Annotated in this window: 10 protein-coding genes, 1 tRNA gene, 2 rRNA genes and 1 pseudogene (1 of these 14 cut by a window edge); 8 read left to right on the top strand and 6 right to left on the bottom strand. The window is 62.2% G+C overall.

Annotated elements, in window-relative coordinates; genetic code table 11:
* Positions 1 to 3: 3 nt before the first annotated feature.
* Positions 4 to 909 (bottom strand): site-specific integrase, encoded by a 906-nt coding sequence (locus CEQ44_RS03445; protein ID WP_088189994.1) that lies wholly within the window; start codon positions 907 to 909, stop codon positions 4 to 6.
* Between the two features lie 401 nt (positions 910 to 1310).
* On the bottom strand, positions 1311 to 2342 hold the full coding sequence (locus tag CEQ44_RS03440) for an IS110 family transposase (protein ID WP_088185689.1): 1032 nt from the start codon (positions 2340 to 2342) through the stop codon (positions 1311 to 1313).
* A 699-nt stretch (positions 2343 to 3041) separates the two neighbouring features.
* Here CEQ44_RS03440 and CEQ44_RS03435 point away from each other — a divergent pair.
* The 8 genes and pseudogenes from CEQ44_RS03435 to CEQ44_RS24820 form a co-directional block, all read left to right on the top strand.
* Positions 3042 to 3776 carry an efflux RND transporter periplasmic adaptor subunit gene (locus CEQ44_RS03435; protein WP_235955225.1) on the top strand — a complete coding sequence of 245 codons (735 nt, stop codon included), beginning with the start codon at positions 3042 to 3044 and terminating at the stop codon, positions 3774 to 3776.
* The gene (locus CEQ44_RS03430; protein ID WP_088190100.1) at positions 3776 to 6877 is read left to right on the top strand and encodes an efflux RND transporter permease subunit; all 3102 of its coding nucleotides are present in this window, start codon (positions 3776 to 3778) and stop codon (positions 6875 to 6877) included. The genes CEQ44_RS03435 and CEQ44_RS03430 overlap by 1 nt, the downstream gene beginning before the upstream one ends.
* On the top strand, positions 6874 to 8250 hold the full coding sequence (locus CEQ44_RS03425; RefSeq protein ID WP_088190101.1) for an efflux transporter outer membrane subunit: 1377 nt from the start codon (positions 6874 to 6876) through the stop codon (positions 8248 to 8250). Before CEQ44_RS03430 ends, CEQ44_RS03425 begins: the two co-directional genes overlap by 4 nt.
* A 10-nt stretch (positions 8251 to 8260) precedes the next feature.
* The gene (locus CEQ44_RS03420) at positions 8261 to 8935 is read left to right on the top strand and encodes a response regulator transcription factor (RefSeq protein WP_043151647.1); all 675 of its coding nucleotides are present in this window, start codon (positions 8261 to 8263) and stop codon (positions 8933 to 8935) included.
* Entirely contained in the window at positions 8935 to 10278 is a 1344-nt protein-coding gene (locus tag CEQ44_RS03415; RefSeq protein WP_088190102.1) for a HAMP domain-containing sensor histidine kinase, read from the top strand. The genes CEQ44_RS03420 and CEQ44_RS03415 overlap by 1 nt, the downstream gene beginning before the upstream one ends.
* Positions 10278 to 11054 (top strand): hypothetical protein, encoded by a 777-nt coding sequence (locus CEQ44_RS03410; RefSeq protein WP_088190105.1) that lies wholly within the window; start codon positions 10278 to 10280, stop codon positions 11052 to 11054. Before CEQ44_RS03415 ends, CEQ44_RS03410 begins: the two co-directional genes overlap by 1 nt.
* 47 nt (positions 11055 to 11101) lie before the next feature.
* Positions 11102 to 11698, top strand: coding sequence for a DedA family protein (locus CEQ44_RS03405; RefSeq protein ID WP_043151646.1), 597 nt, complete (start codon positions 11102 to 11104; stop codon positions 11696 to 11698).
* A gap of 449 nt (positions 11699 to 12147) precedes the next feature.
* Positions 12148 to 13200, top strand: a pseudogene (locus CEQ44_RS24820) (recombinase family protein); the annotation flags it as partial.
* 381 nt (positions 13201 to 13581) lie between these two features.
* Here the strand turns inward: CEQ44_RS24820 and CEQ44_RS24815 are convergent.
* The 4 genes from CEQ44_RS24815 to CEQ44_RS03385 all read right to left on the bottom strand — a co-directional run.
* Positions 13582 to 13752, bottom strand: a complete 171-nt coding sequence (locus CEQ44_RS24815; RefSeq protein WP_256960016.1) for a hypothetical protein — start codon at positions 13750 to 13752, stop codon at positions 13582 to 13584.
* 46 nt (positions 13753 to 13798) lie between these two features.
* A tRNA-Met gene (locus CEQ44_RS03395) sits at positions 13799 to 13875 on the bottom strand.
* 87 nt (positions 13876 to 13962) lie between these two features.
* Positions 13963 to 14077 (bottom strand): 5S ribosomal RNA (rrf, locus tag CEQ44_RS03390).
* A gap of 173 nt (positions 14078 to 14250) precedes the next feature.
* Positions 14251 to 15988: ribosomal RNA gene (locus tag CEQ44_RS03385) — 23S ribosomal RNA — on the bottom strand (it continues 1059 nt past the right edge of the window).

Here is a 15988-nt window from a genome sequence, read left to right as displayed (position 1 = left end):
GGTTCAACCGGGAGGACCCCTGCCTTCCATCACGGCAACGATCTGGTCGAGCGGACTGGCCACCGCCCGCATGGTCTTGCTCGAAACCTGAGTATAGATGCCGGTGGTGTTGATGTTCACGTGTCCCAGCAGGACCTGGATGACGCGGATATCGACACCCTGCTCGAGCAGGTGAGTGGCGAACGAATGCCGCAATGTGTGCGGGCTTACCCGCTTGTAGATCTCGGCGCGCTCAGCTGCTTCCTGCACGACGCGATGCAACTGGCGCGCTGAGACCGGATCCGTGCCGTTGCGGCCAGGGAACAGCCAGCCATGCGGCAACATCACTCCGCGCCGCTTGCCTTCGCGCCACCATTGGCGAAGCAAATCGAGCAGGTGCGGTGAGAGCATGGCGTTGCGATCCTTGCGTCCTTTGCCCTGCTCGACACGGATGATCATGCGCTCGCTGTCGATGTCATCGACCTTGAGGTGGGCAACCTCCGAGACGCGCAGGCCCGCGCCATAGGCAACGCTGAGGGCTGCTTTGTATTTGATGCCTGGCGCAGCCTCGAGCAGCCGCGCTGTCTCCTCAACGCTCAAAACCACCCGCAATTTGGGTGTGAAGCGAACGACGACAAGCCCCAGCGCCATCTCCGGTCGCTTGAGAGTTATACTGAACAGGAAGCGCAGTGCCGATACGGCTCCATTGATTGTTGCCGGACCAACGGCGCGTTCATGCTGATCAATCTGAAAGCGCCGGAGGTCTTCGATCGTGGCCGTATCGGGAGGGCGACCGAGAAACGCGGCAAATGATCGGACGTGCCGGATATAGTCCTTCTGCGTGTGCTCCCCAAATCCACGCATCGTCATGTCCTGCAACATACGCTCGCGCAGTGAATTGTTCGGGGTCGGGGAAGTGATGGCATCCATGGTGAGTTCCTTTCCGTTGAAGGAACTCCACGGTCGCGAGGCGACATCGCCGCTCGCAAAGCCTGAACAATACTACGCTACGTCACCCCAAGCGACCCTCCCGCGGAGCGGGTCGTCTAATCGCCCCTCTGTCAAGCCAGCCAAATCAAATCGTTTATAACTGAAGCCATGCGTATGCCGGGTACAGGGTCGTCTACGCGGTCGACGCAAGTTGATCGCCGCAGGATGTGTTCCGTAGGCAAGATCTTCCTATGTTCGTGACGCAATCTGCTCACGAGGGCAGTTGCTTCCCGCTTCGCGGAATGATCTCAGCCGCGTCCCGGCAGGGACGGCTCGGCGCGTCCTCAAAGGACGCTATCAGTGAAACGTTAGATGTGCTGGTGAAGGTGTGCCGATGTAGATCAAGTAGGCACGGCGGCTCCAGCATTGGGATCAAACAGCTCGCCCGACGTCAACATCGCATGCATGATGACTGCCAGTTTGCGCGCGAGGGCGACGGCGGCTCGTTTGAAACCGAGCCGTTCCTTCAGCGCCAGAGCCCAGGTGCGCAAGGTGTTCGTCTCCGTCGACCTGTTCAAAATGACCGAAGCCGCCTCGTACAACAAGGTGCGTAACTTTGCGTCGCCGCGACGCGAGATGTGGCCTTCATAGTCAACCTCTCCCGACTGATATCGCTTCGGGGTTAGACCGACCCAGGCGCCTACAGCGCGCGAGTTCTTGAAGTTGATCGGATCCTCTATGGCTGCTGCAAAGGCCGTGGCGGTGACCGTTCCCACACCAGGCACTGAAGTAAGCAGGCGGCAGCGTTGGTCCGTGCCGGCCATCGTAACCAGTTGCTTGGTTAACTCTGCCACACGAACCCGAATATCGCTCCAGGCTTTGAGCAGCGGCAGGATGATGCGCGCCAAATCGTTTTCGCCTTCTAGGAGCGTAAGAACGTTGCGTTCAAAGACGCTGCCGACACCTTTGGGGACGACCAGCCCAAACGTCTTCATCAGCCCACGTATCTGGTTCGACATCTGCACCCTCATCTTCATGAGTTGACGGCGGGCGGCGATCAGCGTCCTCATCAACATGCTGTCGAAGCCTTTGACGCGGACCTCCCTATAGAAACCAACTTCAGCCAGATGGGCCAGTCCGTCAGCGTCGTTCGCATCGGTCTTGTTGGCAGCCATATCCAGAGCGGCCTTGGCATGGCGCGCATCTATACAGATCGCCGGCAGACCTTCCGCAGTGAGGGCATGGAAAAACCATACCGACAAAGGTCCGGTCTCAAATACCACGCGCTTTGCATTTGGTGCGCGCTTTCGGATCACTTCTGCGAGAAGCTTCGGGTCGGATGCACACTTGCCACGCCAAATGCGCTTGCCGTCCTGACGAACCGATACTGAAGTGTCTTTCAGGGAGACGTCGAGTCCTATATGCTGATCCACGGTTGTCCTCCATTTGATGCTGGGCCCGGTCCAAAATCGTGAGCCCGTTCTTCATCTTATCGGGGGGCAACCAACCTTCCAGTAATCCCGTGCATCTGGCCAAAGGCCGGCGCTCCCGCGATTACGTCATGTTCGTGCGTTGGTCGATGCCCGCTGCAATCGAATGCCGCGTCGTGGGACAAACCGGCCGTTCGCGGCGGTTCAGTCTTTCGGCAGCTTCCGACCCAAAGGCAGTCATAGGCGAGGCACGTTTCCGATCTCGGGAGCGAATATTCTGAACCGGGGTTCTGACACACGCAAACCCTTGGACGACCGTGGTAGGTTCTGCAGTGTCACAACCGACCGGTTGTGACACCAGCTCATCGCTTCCTGCCGAACATTGGGATTTTGTATAGTCGCCCCAAGCTGCCGCCAACATGAGGCTGCTACCGTCGTAGCATGACGCCTATCCGATACCTTTCGATCGCCACATTGCCCCTGCTGGCGGTCCTGACGGGCTGCGGCGGTGATCCGGCTCCCCCGGCTCCCCCGGCGAAAGCGGAGGCGGTCGCTCACGAAAGCGATCTGCTGAAGCTCACCCTCACAACGCAAGCGCAACAGCGTCTCGGCATCCGAACGGTAAGAATTGGCGATGGCTCGGCCGCGCAAGTCCGCGAGACGAGCGGGGAGGTCGTCGTGCCGGCAACCGGCGGGGCCGGTGTGCCAACGGGATCTACGAGCAACCTCGCTCAAATCGGGGTCAGTCAGGTTGCGGCCGAAGGCGAGGTCGCGCGGGCGCAAGCGCAAGTGCGGCTCGCCGTCATTGCCTATAACCGCGCCGACGCCTTGGTGCGCGAGGAGGCGGGCAGCGTGCGAGGGCGCGACGAAGCCGCGGCGGCACTTGCCACCGCGCGGGCAGCACTGGATGCGGCCCGCGCGCAACGCAGGCTGCTCGGTCCCTCGATCGCGTCTATGGGCAATCTCTCGACGCTGTGGGTGCGGGTGCCTGTGTTCGGCACCGACGTGAGCGCCATCGAACGCGGTCGCACCGCTACGGTTCGCCCCCTCGGCGACAATCGCGCCGCTCCGCGCGCTGCGCGCCCGGTCCAGGCCCCACCCTCGGCCAATGCAGTCGCGGGCACCGTCGATCTGTTCTTCGCGCTCGATAATCGCGACCGTGCCTACCGCGTCGGCCAGCGCGTCTCCGTGGCGTTGCCGCTTGGCGGGAGGGCGGATGGACTGTCGGTGCCGACCGCAGCGATCGTCCGCGACATCTATGGCGGCGAATGGGTGTACCGGAAGACTGCGCCCGACACCTATGTCCGGCAGCGGATTGAGGTCGCGAGCGTCGCGGACGGCCGTGCGCTGTTGTCGCGGGGCCTGGAGCGCGGTGCCGAAGTCGTGACGGACGGGGCGGCCGAGCTGTTCGGGACCGAGTTCGGGACGCCGCACTGATGCTCGCCTGGCTGGTCCGTGCCGCGCTGACCCAGCGCGTTCTCGTCCTCGCGCTCGCTGCGCTGCTGGTCGTCCTTGGGCTACGCGCGACCGGCGATGTGCCGCTCGACGTGTTTCCCGAGTTCGCACCGCCTATGGTCGAGATCCAGACCGAAGCGCCTGGTCTTTCGACCGAAGAGGTGGAAAGCCTGATTACCGTACCGATCGAAACGGCGGTCAACGGCGTCCCCGATCTGATGACGCTACGGTCCAAGTCCGTGCTGGGCCTGTCGTCGGTATCGATCCTGTTCGCGTCCGGCACCGATGTGATCCGCGCCCGCCAGCTCGTCCAGGAGCGGGTGACACAGGTGCAGGCGCGGTTGCCCGCCGCGGCGCGTCCCCCGGTGATGCTGCCGCCACTGTCGTCAACCAGTCGGGCGATGAAGATCGGCATATCGTCGGCAAAGCTCGATCAGATGCAGCTCTCCGAACTGGCGCGATGGACGATCCGGCCGCGCCTGATGGCGGTGCCGGGCGTCGCAAACGTCGCAATCTGGGGTCTGCGCGACCGCCAATTGCAGGTTTTGGTCGATCCCGACCGGCTGCGCGCGGCCGGCGTGACGCTCGCCGAACTGCGCACCGCGGCCGGCGATGCGGTGCTGGTCGGTGGGGGCGGCTTTGTCGATACGGCAACCCAGCGGCTCGCCGTGCAGCAGACGAGCGCGATCCAGTCCTCGGCCGATCTTGCACATGCGGTCATCAAGCAGAGCGGCGAAGCGGCGGTCCGCATCGGCGACGTCGCCCGCGTGGTCGACGGCTTCGCCGCGCCGATCGGCAATGCGATCATCGACGACGGGCCCGGCCTGATGCTGATCGTCGAGAAGCAACCGACCGGCAACACCCTCCAGCTTACCCGTGACGTGGAGGCCGCGATCGGTGAGCTGAAGCCGGGCCTGCGCGCCGTGAAGGTCGATACGACGATCTTCCGCCCTGCGACCTTCATCGAACGCTCGATCGACAATCTGACGCGCGCGCTCGCGATCGGCTGCCTGCTCGTGGCCGTGGTGCTGTTCGTCTTTACCCGCGATTGGCGGCAGGCGACTATCAGCCTGGTCGCCATCCCGCTGTCGCTGCTCGGCGCGGGGCTGGTGTTGCTATGGAGCGGTGCCACCATCAACACGATGGTGATCGCGGGGCTGGTCATCGCGCTCGGCGAAGTGGTCGACGATGCTATCATCGACGTGGAGAACATCGCGCGCCGACTGAGGCTCAATCGCGAGGCGGGCAACCCGCGCTCCAACTTCGACGTGGTGCTGTCCGCCTCGCTGGAAGTGCGATCGGCGGTGGTGTTCGCGTCGCTGATCGTGATGCTGGTGTTCCTGCCGATCTTCTTCCTGGGCGGGGTGGCGGGCACGTTCTTCCAACCGCTCGCCATCGCCTATGTGCTGGCGATCGCCGCGTCGCTGCTAGTCGCGCTGGTGGTGACGCCGGCGATGTGCCTGTTCCTGCTGCCGAACGCGCCCCTCAAGGCAGAGCGTGACACGCGGCTCGTCGGGGCGCTGAAACGCCGCTACGCCGGGGTGCTGCCGCGGATGGTGGCGCGACCGGCGCTGGCGATGGGGATCGTCGCGGGCGGCCTGCTGCTGGCAGGCGTCGGCTACGCCGGGTTCAAGGACCAATTCCTGCCCGATTTCCGCGAAACCGACTTCCTGATGCACTTCGTCGAGAAGCCCGGCACGTCGATCGAGGCGATGGACCGGATCACGATCCGTGCCTCCAAGGAGCTGCGCGCGATTCCTGGCGTGCGCAACTTCGGCGCACATATCGGCCGTGCGGAGGCCGCAGATGAAGTGGTCGGCCCGAACTTCACCGAGCTGTGGATCAGCCTGGACGAGAATGTCGATTATGATGCCAGCGTCGCGCGCATCAAGGAAGTGATCGACGGCTATCCCGGCCTCTACCGCGACGTGCTCACCTATCTGCGCGAGCGCATCAAGGAAGTACTGAGCGGCGCAGGCGCGACGGTGGTCGTCCGCATCTTCGGTCCCGATCAGATCGAGCTTCGTGCCGCGGCCGAACGTATCCGCGCCAAAGTGGCGGCGATCGACGGGGTTGCCGATCTCAAAGTCGAGCAACAGGTTCTGGTGCCGCAAATCCAGGTTCGTCCCCGGCCTGGCGATCTCGCCACGCTGGGCCTCACCGCGGGCGAAGTACGGCGACAAGCGCAAACCTTGGTCGCCGGGCAGAAGGTCGGCGAAATCTACCGCGACCAAAAAGCGTTCGACGTGGCGCTGTGGGGCGAACCTAAGGTGCGCGGCGATGTCCATGCGCTTGCCGACATGATGATCCAGACGCCCGCGGGCGCGCCGGTACGGTTGCGCGACGTGGCCGATATTCGCATCATGCCTGCCCCGAACGAGATCAAGCGCGAGAACGGTGAGCGCCGGATCGACGTCACGCTCAATGTCGCCGGTGCGGACCTCGGCACGGTCGCGCGCGCTGTCGAAACGGCTGTGGGTCAGATGCCGTTCGCGACCGGATACCATCCCCAGGTGCTGGGCGAATACGCGGCGCTGCGTGATTCACGCCAGCGGCTCTGGACGACGGGGCTGCTCTGCCTGCTCGGCGTCCTGCTGCTGGTCTGGCTGGAGTTCCGCTCGGCGCGGATCACCGCGCTGGTAGCGACCAGCCTGCCGTTCGCGCTGGTCGGCGGGGTAGTCGGCGTGGCGCTGACGGGCGGCGTGCTGTCGCTCGGCTCGCTGGTCGGGTTCGTGACGGTCATCGGCATTTCGGCGCGCAACGGCATCATGCTGCTGTCGCACTACGATCATCTCCGCCGGTTCGAGGGCGAGGACTTCGGCCCGCGTCTGATCCTGCGCGGCGCGGAGGAACGACTGGTGCCGATCCTGATGACCGCGGCGTGCGCCGGTCTGGCGCTGCTGCCGCTGATCGTCGCCGGCAACGCGCCGGGCCATGAAATCGAGCATCCGATGGCGATCGTCATCCTGGGCGGACTTGTCTCCTCGACCGTGCTCAACCTGTTCCTGATGCCCGCGCTATACGCGCGCTTCGGACGGGAGAAGCCCGCGCCCGATGCCCCACTTGCCGGAGTTCCCGCATGATCCGCCGGTTTGCTCCGATCGCCGCGCTCGCGGTCGCGGGGTGCATGTCTGCGCCTCTGCCCCCGCCGACGATCCCACCCGCGTCCGCCACAGGTGCTTTCGCAAACCTTCCGACCGCGGCGATCGGCCCGGTCCCGAATGACTGGTGGCGGCTGTACGACGATCCGGCGCTTGATCGACTGGTCCAGGCAAGCCTCGCCGCCAATGCCGATCTGCGCGTCGCCTATGCCAATCTCGACGGCGCGCGCGCGGCACTGCGGCAGGCGCGCGCCGCGCGGCTGCCGCAAACCACGATCGAAAGCGCGGGCACGATCGACAACAGCGCGACGCAGCCAAGCGCGTCATCGAACGTGCCGACCACCGACTACGATCTCGCCCTGACCGCAAGTTGGGACATCGACCTGTTCGGCCGCCTGCGCTCGGCCGCGCTGGCGGCGGGGGCCGATGCTGACGCTCAGGCTGCGGCGCTGGACTCCCTGCGCGTCGCGGTCGTGGCGGATACGGTGCTCGCCTATGTCGATCTGTGCGGTGCGACCCGTGCGGCGAATGTCTCGCGCGAGATTGTCGCGGTTCAGGAACGCTCGGTTGGCGTGGTACGTGACCAGCTTGCCGCTGGCGAAGTATCGCCGCTCGAAGTCGCGCAGGCCGCCAGCCTGCTGGAATCCACCCGCGCCACGCTGGCCCCGTTCGAGGCGGCGCGCGCGAATGCCCTGTACCGGATCGCAACCTTGCAGGGCCGCCCCCCCGCTGAAGCGCGCGGGTTCGACATCGCCTGCAATGCGCCCCCGAAGCTCCGCGCGGCGGTGCCCGTGGGCGAAGGACAGGCGCTACTGCTGCGTCGCCCCGATATTCGCGAAGCCGAACGCCGCCTCGCCGCTGCCGCGGCGCGGATCGGGGTCGCCCATGCCGATCTCTACCCGCGCGTGAACCTGGGTGGTGCAGTCGGGCTGTTGACGGGTGGCTTCGTCGCGACGGCTTCACCGCTGATAAGCTGGGCCTTCCCCAATCAGGCCCCAGCGCGAGCACGACTGGAACAGGCCCGCGCAACAGAACGCGCGGCGCTCGCCGGCTGGGATGTGGCGGTATTGCGGGCATTGCGCGAAGTCGAAACCGCGCTCGCCGTCTATGATGGCGAGGTGCGCCGCAATCGTGCGCTCGATGCCGCGCGGATCCAATCTACGCTTTACGCCCGCCGTGCAGCCGCCCGTGTTCGGCTTGGGGATGCCGCCTCGCTGATCCAGTTCGATGCCGAGCGGGCGCGGGCGCAAGCCGCGCTCGCCCAAACACAGTCCGATCTCACCGTGGCGCAATCCCAGGTCGCGCTATTCCGGGCGCTGGGTGGGGGATGGCAGACGAACGGTCCGGCGGGCTAGAAGGGCAGCCATGCGAATCCTGATCGTAGAAGATGATAACGAGACGAACCGCTTCGTGGCCCGCGGGCTTGCGGAATTGGGACATCACGTCGTCACCAGCACCGATGGTCGCGACGGGCTGTTTCAGGCGACTGGGGACCAATTCGACGCGCTGATCGTCGATCGGATGCTGCCTGGGCTGGATGGACTGTCACTTATCAAGGCGCTGCGTGCGGCGGGCAACATGACACCGGCCCTCATGCTCACCGCCGTGGGTGGCATCGCTGATCGCGTCGAAGGACTGGAAGGCGGTGCCGACGATTATCTGGTCAAGCCGTTCGCCTTTTCCGAGCTTGCCGCGCGTGTTCATGCGCTCGGGCGGCGTCCGGCTGCCCAGACCGAGGCGAGCGTGCTTGTAATTGGTGGGATCGAACTGGATCTTCATCGACGCTTCGTTACCCGCGACGGCCGTAGGATCGTGCTGCAACCGCGCGAGTTCGCGTTGCTCGCCGAGCTGATGCGCAATCCTCGCCGGGTCATGACGCGAACGATGCTGCTGGAGCGGGTCTGGGATTTCGATTTCGACCCCAAGACGAACATCGTCGAGACGCACTTAAGCCGCCTGCGCTCCAAGCTCAACGCCGGGTTCGACGATGATGCGATCGAGACCGTGCGCGGTGCTGGCTACATGATCCGCGGCGCGTGATGACCCGCCCGTGGCGATCCACCTTCGGGCTTGTCGCCCTCGTCGCGTCCCTCTTCGCGCTGGGGACGCTCATCATCGGGGTCGTCGCCTATGAGGTGACGCATGAAGCGCTCGAGATCCAGCTCGATCACCGGGTCGCGATCGAAACCCGCGCGCTGATCGACGAAGGCGACGACGGTCCTACGGGCGTTGCGATGGCAATCCGTCGGCGCGAGGCCGCGCGAAGCACCGCCAGTCTGGAATACCTGCTGGTCGACCCAGTGGGTCGCCGTGTCGCGGGGTCGCTCGACGCGACCGCCCCTACCTTGCCGGGTTATCTGGAATTTCTGCATTACCGGCGGGACGGCGAACACAGGATCGCACAGGCCCTGACCACCCGATTGCCTGACAACAGCCGGTTGGTCGTCGCGGCCGATCGCGAAGTGATTGACGAGATGGATGCGACGCTGCTCAAGCTGTTCGCGGGCGCATTCGGCGTCATGCTGCTGCTCGGTATCGGCGGGGCCTGGCTGGTGGGTGCGGTGACGCGCGCGCGCCTAGCGCACATCGACCGCACCGCCCTCGCGATCATCGATGGCGATCTGGCGCGACGTATGCCGCTCACCGGCGCGGGTGACGAATTCGATCGCGTGTCGGCGACGCTCAACCGGATGCTCGACCGGATCGGCGGACTGATGGACAACCTGCGCCAGGTGTCGAGCGACGTAGCCCACGACCTGCGCACCCCGCTGACCCGCCTGCATAACCGGCTCGATGAAGCGCTATCGGCACGGGACGTGGACGAGAAACGCCAAGCGATCGAGGCCGCTGCCGCACAATCACGCGAACTGCTCGATATTTTCGGAGCATTGCTGCGCATTGCGGAGGTGGAAGCATTGTCACCTCGCACCCATTTTCAGGATGTGGCGCTGGATCAACTGGTTGAGGAACTGGTCGACACCTACCGCCCCGATATGGAAGCAAGCGGCCATCTGCTCGTCACAGCGATAGCCCCCGCGATATGGACGATGGGCGATCGACGGCTGCTGCAACAGCTTGTCACCAATCTCCTCGACAACGCGCTTCGCCACACCCCCCCTGGGACGACGGTTCGCGTCGAGCTGGAGCGTGATGACGCCATTGCTCGCTTAACGGTCGCCGATGATGGACACGGTGTAGCATCCGAAGATGCGTCCCGGCTGTTCCAGCGGTTCGCGCGCGCGGAACGTAGCCGATCGTCGGAAGGTCATGGCCTGGGGCTGGCACTAGTCGCTGCGGTCGCGACCGCGCACCGGGGCACGGTTTCGCTGCTCGCGCCGCCCGGATTTGGGGTTGTCGTCGAACTACCAGTTGGGAAAAAATGATGACGATCGGCGACAGGCGCGAACTCCTGAGCAAGGTGCCGGCGATCACGCTGGGCTTCTGGATCATCAAGATTCTGGCGACGACGCTCGGCGAAACCGCTGGCGATACCGTCAGCATGTCGATGAACCTGGGCTATCTTGTCGGCACCGCGATCTTCCTGACGGCGTTGATTGCGCTGGTCTGGTGGCAGGTAGCGGCGACGCGCTTCCACCCGTTCCTCTATTGGGGGACGATCATCGCATCGACCACCGCGGGAACGACGATGGCGGATTTCGCCACACGGTCGTTGGGCATCGGTTATCCCGGAGGTTCGACCCTGCTGTTCGTATGCGTGCTGGCGTCCCTGTTCGCCTGGTATCGCACCCTGGGCTCGATCTCGGTCGATACCGTGCGGGAACCCAAGGCGGAGCTGTTCTACTGGCTCACCATCACCTTTTCGCAGACGCTCGGCACGGCGCTCGGCGACTGGACAGCGGATACCGGGGGCCTCGGCTATCTGGGCGCAGCAGCGATCTTCGGCGCGATGCTGGCGATACTCGCTGGCCTCTACTTCTGGACGAAGGCAAGCCGGATATTCCTGTTCTGGGCAGCGTTCATCCTGACCCGGCCGCTCGGCGCGGCCGTAGGCGATTTCCTCGACAAGCCGATCGCAAAGGGCGGGCTCGATTTCAGCCGTCCGCTTGCTTCGGCAGTGCTCGCGGCGGCCATCCTGGCCCTTATCCTGATCCTGCCACAACGCGCAGGCCAACATCCTGGTGAGAACGGGTCCGGGTAAATTGAACCGGTTTCTCGCCACGACACCCGACCATTGAAAGACTGCCTGTGTTCGATCGCCTAATCGAGTTCCTTAACGAAGCCGGCTACCTTGGAATTGCCGCGCTGATGTTTCTTGAAAATGTGTTTCCGCCAATCCCCTCCGAAATCATTATGCCCGCTGCCGGTTTTGGCGCGGGGCAAGGGCGATTGAATCTGTTCGGCGTGATCATGGCCGGCGCGGGCGGCTCGGTCGCGGGCGCGCTGTTCTGGTACTATGTTGGAAAGTGGATTGATGCCGATCGGCTGCGGCGCTGGGCCGAACGGCACGGGCGCTGGCTGACGCTTGCACCACGGGATATCGACCGCGTAGACCGCTGGTTCGATCGACATTCCGGTAAAGCCGTGTTGCTCGGTCGGCTCGTCCCGGCGCTGCGAACGCTGATCTCGGTACCAGCAGGCGTGTTCGGTATGAGTCTACCGCGTTTTCTGCTGTTCACGACGCTTGGGACCGCGCTCTGGACGACACTGTTAGCAGTGGCCGGCTACCTTCTTGAAGGGCAATACCGGATCGTTGCCGCCTACCTGAATCCGATTACCAACATCATCGTCGGGCTGGTGGTCGCCGCATATCTTTATCGTGTGGCGACGTGGCGTGCCACCTAAAGTCAAAACCGAACGGTTGTGACACCGAGAAACGGCGGCTTTCGACCGTTCCGATCTTGGAAGCTGTCTGGCAGGAAAGTCCCAAGGTCCGGCCATTCCACCGGCCATGAAGGACCGTGCGCCGATTGTCGCTCTTAGCCGAAGGACGGCTCCTGTCCGATCCGGACACTCGCTACAACCTTGGTGAACGACTTGGCTTGGTCGACTCCCGCCGGATAGCAGAAGACGAACGGCACACGCGAAATGAATATATTCCAACGATTAACCGAATAGAACCGACGGCAGCACGCCGCGAGGAATGATCGATCACGATCCTAAAGACCCCGAACCAGCAGGTGGGATCGCGCGAACGGCATGAAAAGCGCGCTGCAATTTTGATATCTTCCTCAGATTGGCAAGCATGATCAAATCTGTAGACTGACCCCAAAGCTCATCTTTGGAGACTCCGAATGCCCCGCGTAGCGCTGTATGCCCGCTATTCCGACGATAAGCAGAGCCCTGCATCCATCGACGACCAGTTTTTGATATGCCGTGAACAGGCGGCGCGCGAAGGCTGGCGGATTGTCGCCAATTATAAGGATGCAGCGATCTCCGGCGCGAGCGTCATACTCCGGCCCGGCATCCAGTCACTTTTGCACGATGCGCAGATGGGGCGCTTCGACATTCTGCTAGCCGAGGCGTTGGATCGTGTATCGCGCGACCAGGCCGACGTCGCCACGCTCTACAAGAATCTCCAGTTCGCCGGTGTGAAGATCGTCACCCTGGCAGAGGGTGAGGTTTCCGAACTGCATGTCGGCCTCAAGGGCACGATGAACGCGCTGTTCCTCAAGGATCTTGCGAAGAAGACCCATCGCGGTCTGCGCGGCCGCGTCGAGAAGGGCAAATCGGGTGGCGGGCTTTGCTTTGGCTATGACGTCGTGCGGCGCTTCTCGAGCGAAGGCGAACCGGTCCACGGTGAACGCAGCATCAATGCCGCCGAAGCTGAAGTCATTCGCCAGGTTTTCCGACAGTTCGCCAACGGGCTCAGCCCCCACGCAATCGCATGCCGTCTGAATGATTCCGGGATTTCAGCCCCAACGGGCAAGCTGTGGACATCAACCACGATCCGCGGCCACGTCAAACGTGGCACCGGCCTGCTCAACAATGAGCTGTATATCGGCAAACTTGTGTGGAACCGGCTGCGCTATTTGAAAAACCCGCAAACCGGCAAGCGGGTTTCCCGCATCAATCCCAAATCCGAATGGATAGTGACCGAGGTTCCTGACCTGCGGATCGTGGATGAAGACCTCTGGCAGGCTGTGAAGGCAAGGCAGGAGAATATCGCGATCCAATATGCCGACGGCATTGCGGCAACTCGCTCTGCTCAGACAGCCCTTAATCGAACGCATCGCCCAAAAAGTCTTCTCTCCGGCCTGGTCTACTGCGGCTGCTGCGGAGGTTCTTATTCCCTTCGCGGGCGGGGGCGGTTTGCCTGTTCGAACCATGGTGATACGAAAAGCTGCGCGAACGGGCATAGCATCACGCGCGAAAAGCTGGAAGCGCGCGTCCTTGATGGTCTGCGCGATCGCATGATGACACCGGAGGTCGCAGCAGAGGCCATTCGGACCTATGTCGAGGAGAGCAACCGCATCAACTACCAGCGCCGCGTGTCAGAAAGTGCCGATCGAACCGACCTGCAGAAAGTCGTCAAGGCGATCAAGGGTCTCGTGACACTCGCAAAGGCAGGCAAGGGCACACGCGCGCTTGTCGATGAGCTTTTGGAGCTGGAAGCCCAGGAGGATGCGATCCGCGCTCGTTTGGCTGCGGCCCCTGCTGATGTGCCGGACATCCATCCCAACATCTCCGAGATTTATCGGCGCAAGGTGGAACGACTGACGCACGCACTATCGCAGCCGGAAGAGCGCCAGGAAGCCGCCGATGCGTTGCGGGCGCTGATCGAGCGGATCGAGCTCACGCCTGGCGCGAAGCGCGGTGAGGTCAACGCCATCCTCTACGGCGAGTTTGGCAGGATCCTGGAGTGGATCGAACAGCGTCGATTGACCGAGAATGCACAAAGCCCCGGCGCTTTGGCGTCGGGGCTTTGTGGAATGTCGGTTTCGGTGGTTGCGGGAGTAGGATTTGAACCTACGACCTTCAGGTTATGAGCCTGACGAGCTACCGGGCTGCTCCATCCCGCGCCACCAACGATAAAAGGGCGACCTTTTGGGTCGCCCTTTTTTTGACTGTGAATGGGTTTATGATCCGATATATGCGCGCGCTGCAATGCCTGGCGACGCCCTACTCTTCCAGTGCTTGAGCAATAGTACCATCGGCGCAGACTGGTTTCACGGCCGAGTTCGGGATGGGATCGGGTGGGTCACAGACGCTATGGTCACCAAGCAATGAAGCGGGCGCATATAAGGGGGTTTTAATCGATGCCGTGCACGGTATTTTGATAAGCTTGTATGTGAAGCTTCTTATCTGGGCTGGCTTAACAACCGACCATGTTTTGACGGCCTGTTTTCCAGGGCTGTCATTGATGGTGGGACTCTACGGTTCCTTGTGGGAACCGTTTAAGCGCGAATAGGACAATTAGTATCGGTTAGCTTCATGCGTTACCGCACTTCCACATCCGATCTATCAAGGTCGTGGTCTTCGACCGTCCTAAGAAATCTTATCTTGAGGGAGGCTTCCCGCTTAGATGCTTTCAGCGGTTATCCCGTCCATACATAGCTACCCAGCTGCGCCCTTGGCAGGACGACTGGTACACCAGAGGTATGTTCAACCCGGTCCTCTCGTACTAGGGTCAACTCCTCTCAAATTTCGACGCCCACGGCAGATAGGGACCAAACTGTCTCGCGACGTTCTGAACCCAGCTCACGTACCACTTTAATTGGCGAACAGCCAAACCCTTGGGACCTGCTCCAGCCCCAGGATGTGATGAGCCGACATCGAGGTGCCAAACGATTCCGTCGATATGAGCTCTTGGGAATCATCAGCCTGTTATCCCCGGCGTACCTTTTATCCGTTGAGCGATGGCCCTTCCACGAGGGACCACCGGATCACTATGACCGACTTTCGTCTCTGCTCGACTTGTCAGTCTCGCAGTCAGGCGGGCTTATGCCATTGCACTCTAACAGACGGTTTCCAACCGTCCTGAGCCCACCATCGCGCGCCTCCGTTACTCTTTAGGAGGCGACCGCCCCAGTCAAACTACCCACCACAGAGGGTCCCTGCACCGGATAACGGTGCGAGGTTAGACATCAGAAAACAGCAGGGTGGTATTTCACCTATGGCTCCACATCAACTGGCGTCGATGCTTCAAAGCCTCCCACCTATGCTACACAGCTCTTTCCTAATGCCACTCTGAAGTTGCAGTAAAGGTGCACGGGGTCTTTCCGTCTAACCGCGGGTACTCCGCATCTTCACGGAGAATTCAATTTCGCTGAGCATATCCTGGAGACAGTGGGGAAGTCGTTACGCCATTCGTGCAGGTCGGAACTTACCCGACAAGGAATTTCGCTACCTTAGGACCGTTATAGTTACGGCCGCCGTTTACCTGGGCTTCAATTCAGTGCTTGCACACCTCCTCTTAACCTTCAGGCACCGGGCAGGCGTCAGGCCCTATACGTCGTCTTGAAGCCGACTTAGCAGAGCCCTGTGTTTTTGCTAAACAGTCGCTACCCCCTGGCCTGTGCCCCCCATAAGAGCTTGCGCTTATATGGGGCCTCCTTCTTCCGAAGGTACGGAGGCAATTTGCCGAGTTCCTTCAGGATACTTCTCTCAAACGCCTTGGTATACTCTACCATTCCACCTGTGTCGGTTTAGGGTACGGTCTATACGGAGGGGCTATTTCCTGGGACAACTTCACAGCCTGGAGCAATCCAATAAGCCCAGACCATTTACGCCATCCGTCACACACCTCCAGGCCCACGAATATTAACGTGGTTCCCATCGACTACCCCCTTCGGGCTCGTCTTAGGGGCCGGCTTACCCTGCTCAGATTAGCTTTAAGCAGGAACCCTTGGAATTTCGGCGACAGTGCATCTCACACTGTTAATCGCTACTCATGTCTGCATTCGCACTTCCGATACCTCCACGACCCATTACCAGATCGCTTCAACGGCCTACGGAACGCTCCGCTACCGCTCAGTCAAAAGACTGAACCCTAAGCTTCGGTGCATCACTTTAGCCCCGTTACATCTTCGCCGCAGGATCTCTTATTTAGACCAGTGAGCTGTTACGCTTTCTTTAAAGGATGGCTGCTTCTAAGCCAACCTCCTGGTTGTTTTGGAAATCCCACATGCTTTC

Source organism: Sphingobium sp. Z007 (genome assembly GCF_900013425.1).
GTDB lineage: Bacteria > Pseudomonadota > Alphaproteobacteria > Sphingomonadales > Sphingomonadaceae > Sphingobium.
This window is presented reverse-complemented; position numbering and strand designations above follow the sequence as displayed.

Coding starts and splice junctions, on each gene's coding strand:
- CEQ44_RS03445 (WP_088189994.1), bottom strand. CDS start 909: ATGGATGCCATCACTTCCCCGACCCCGAACAATTCACTGCGCGAGCGT.
- CEQ44_RS03430 (WP_088190100.1), top strand. CDS start 3,776: ATGCTCGCCTGGCTGGTCCGTGCCGCGCTGACCCAGCGCGTTCTCGTC.
- CEQ44_RS03425 (WP_088190101.1), top strand. CDS start 6,874: ATGATCCGCCGGTTTGCTCCGATCGCCGCGCTCGCGGTCGCGGGGTGC.
- CEQ44_RS03420 (WP_043151647.1), top strand. CDS start 8,261: ATGCGAATCCTGATCGTAGAAGATGATAACGAGACGAACCGCTTCGTG.
- CEQ44_RS03415 (WP_088190102.1), top strand. CDS start 8,935: ATGACCCGCCCGTGGCGATCCACCTTCGGGCTTGTCGCCCTCGTCGCG.
- CEQ44_RS03410 (WP_088190105.1), top strand. CDS start 10,278: ATGACGATCGGCGACAGGCGCGAACTCCTGAGCAAGGTGCCGGCGATC.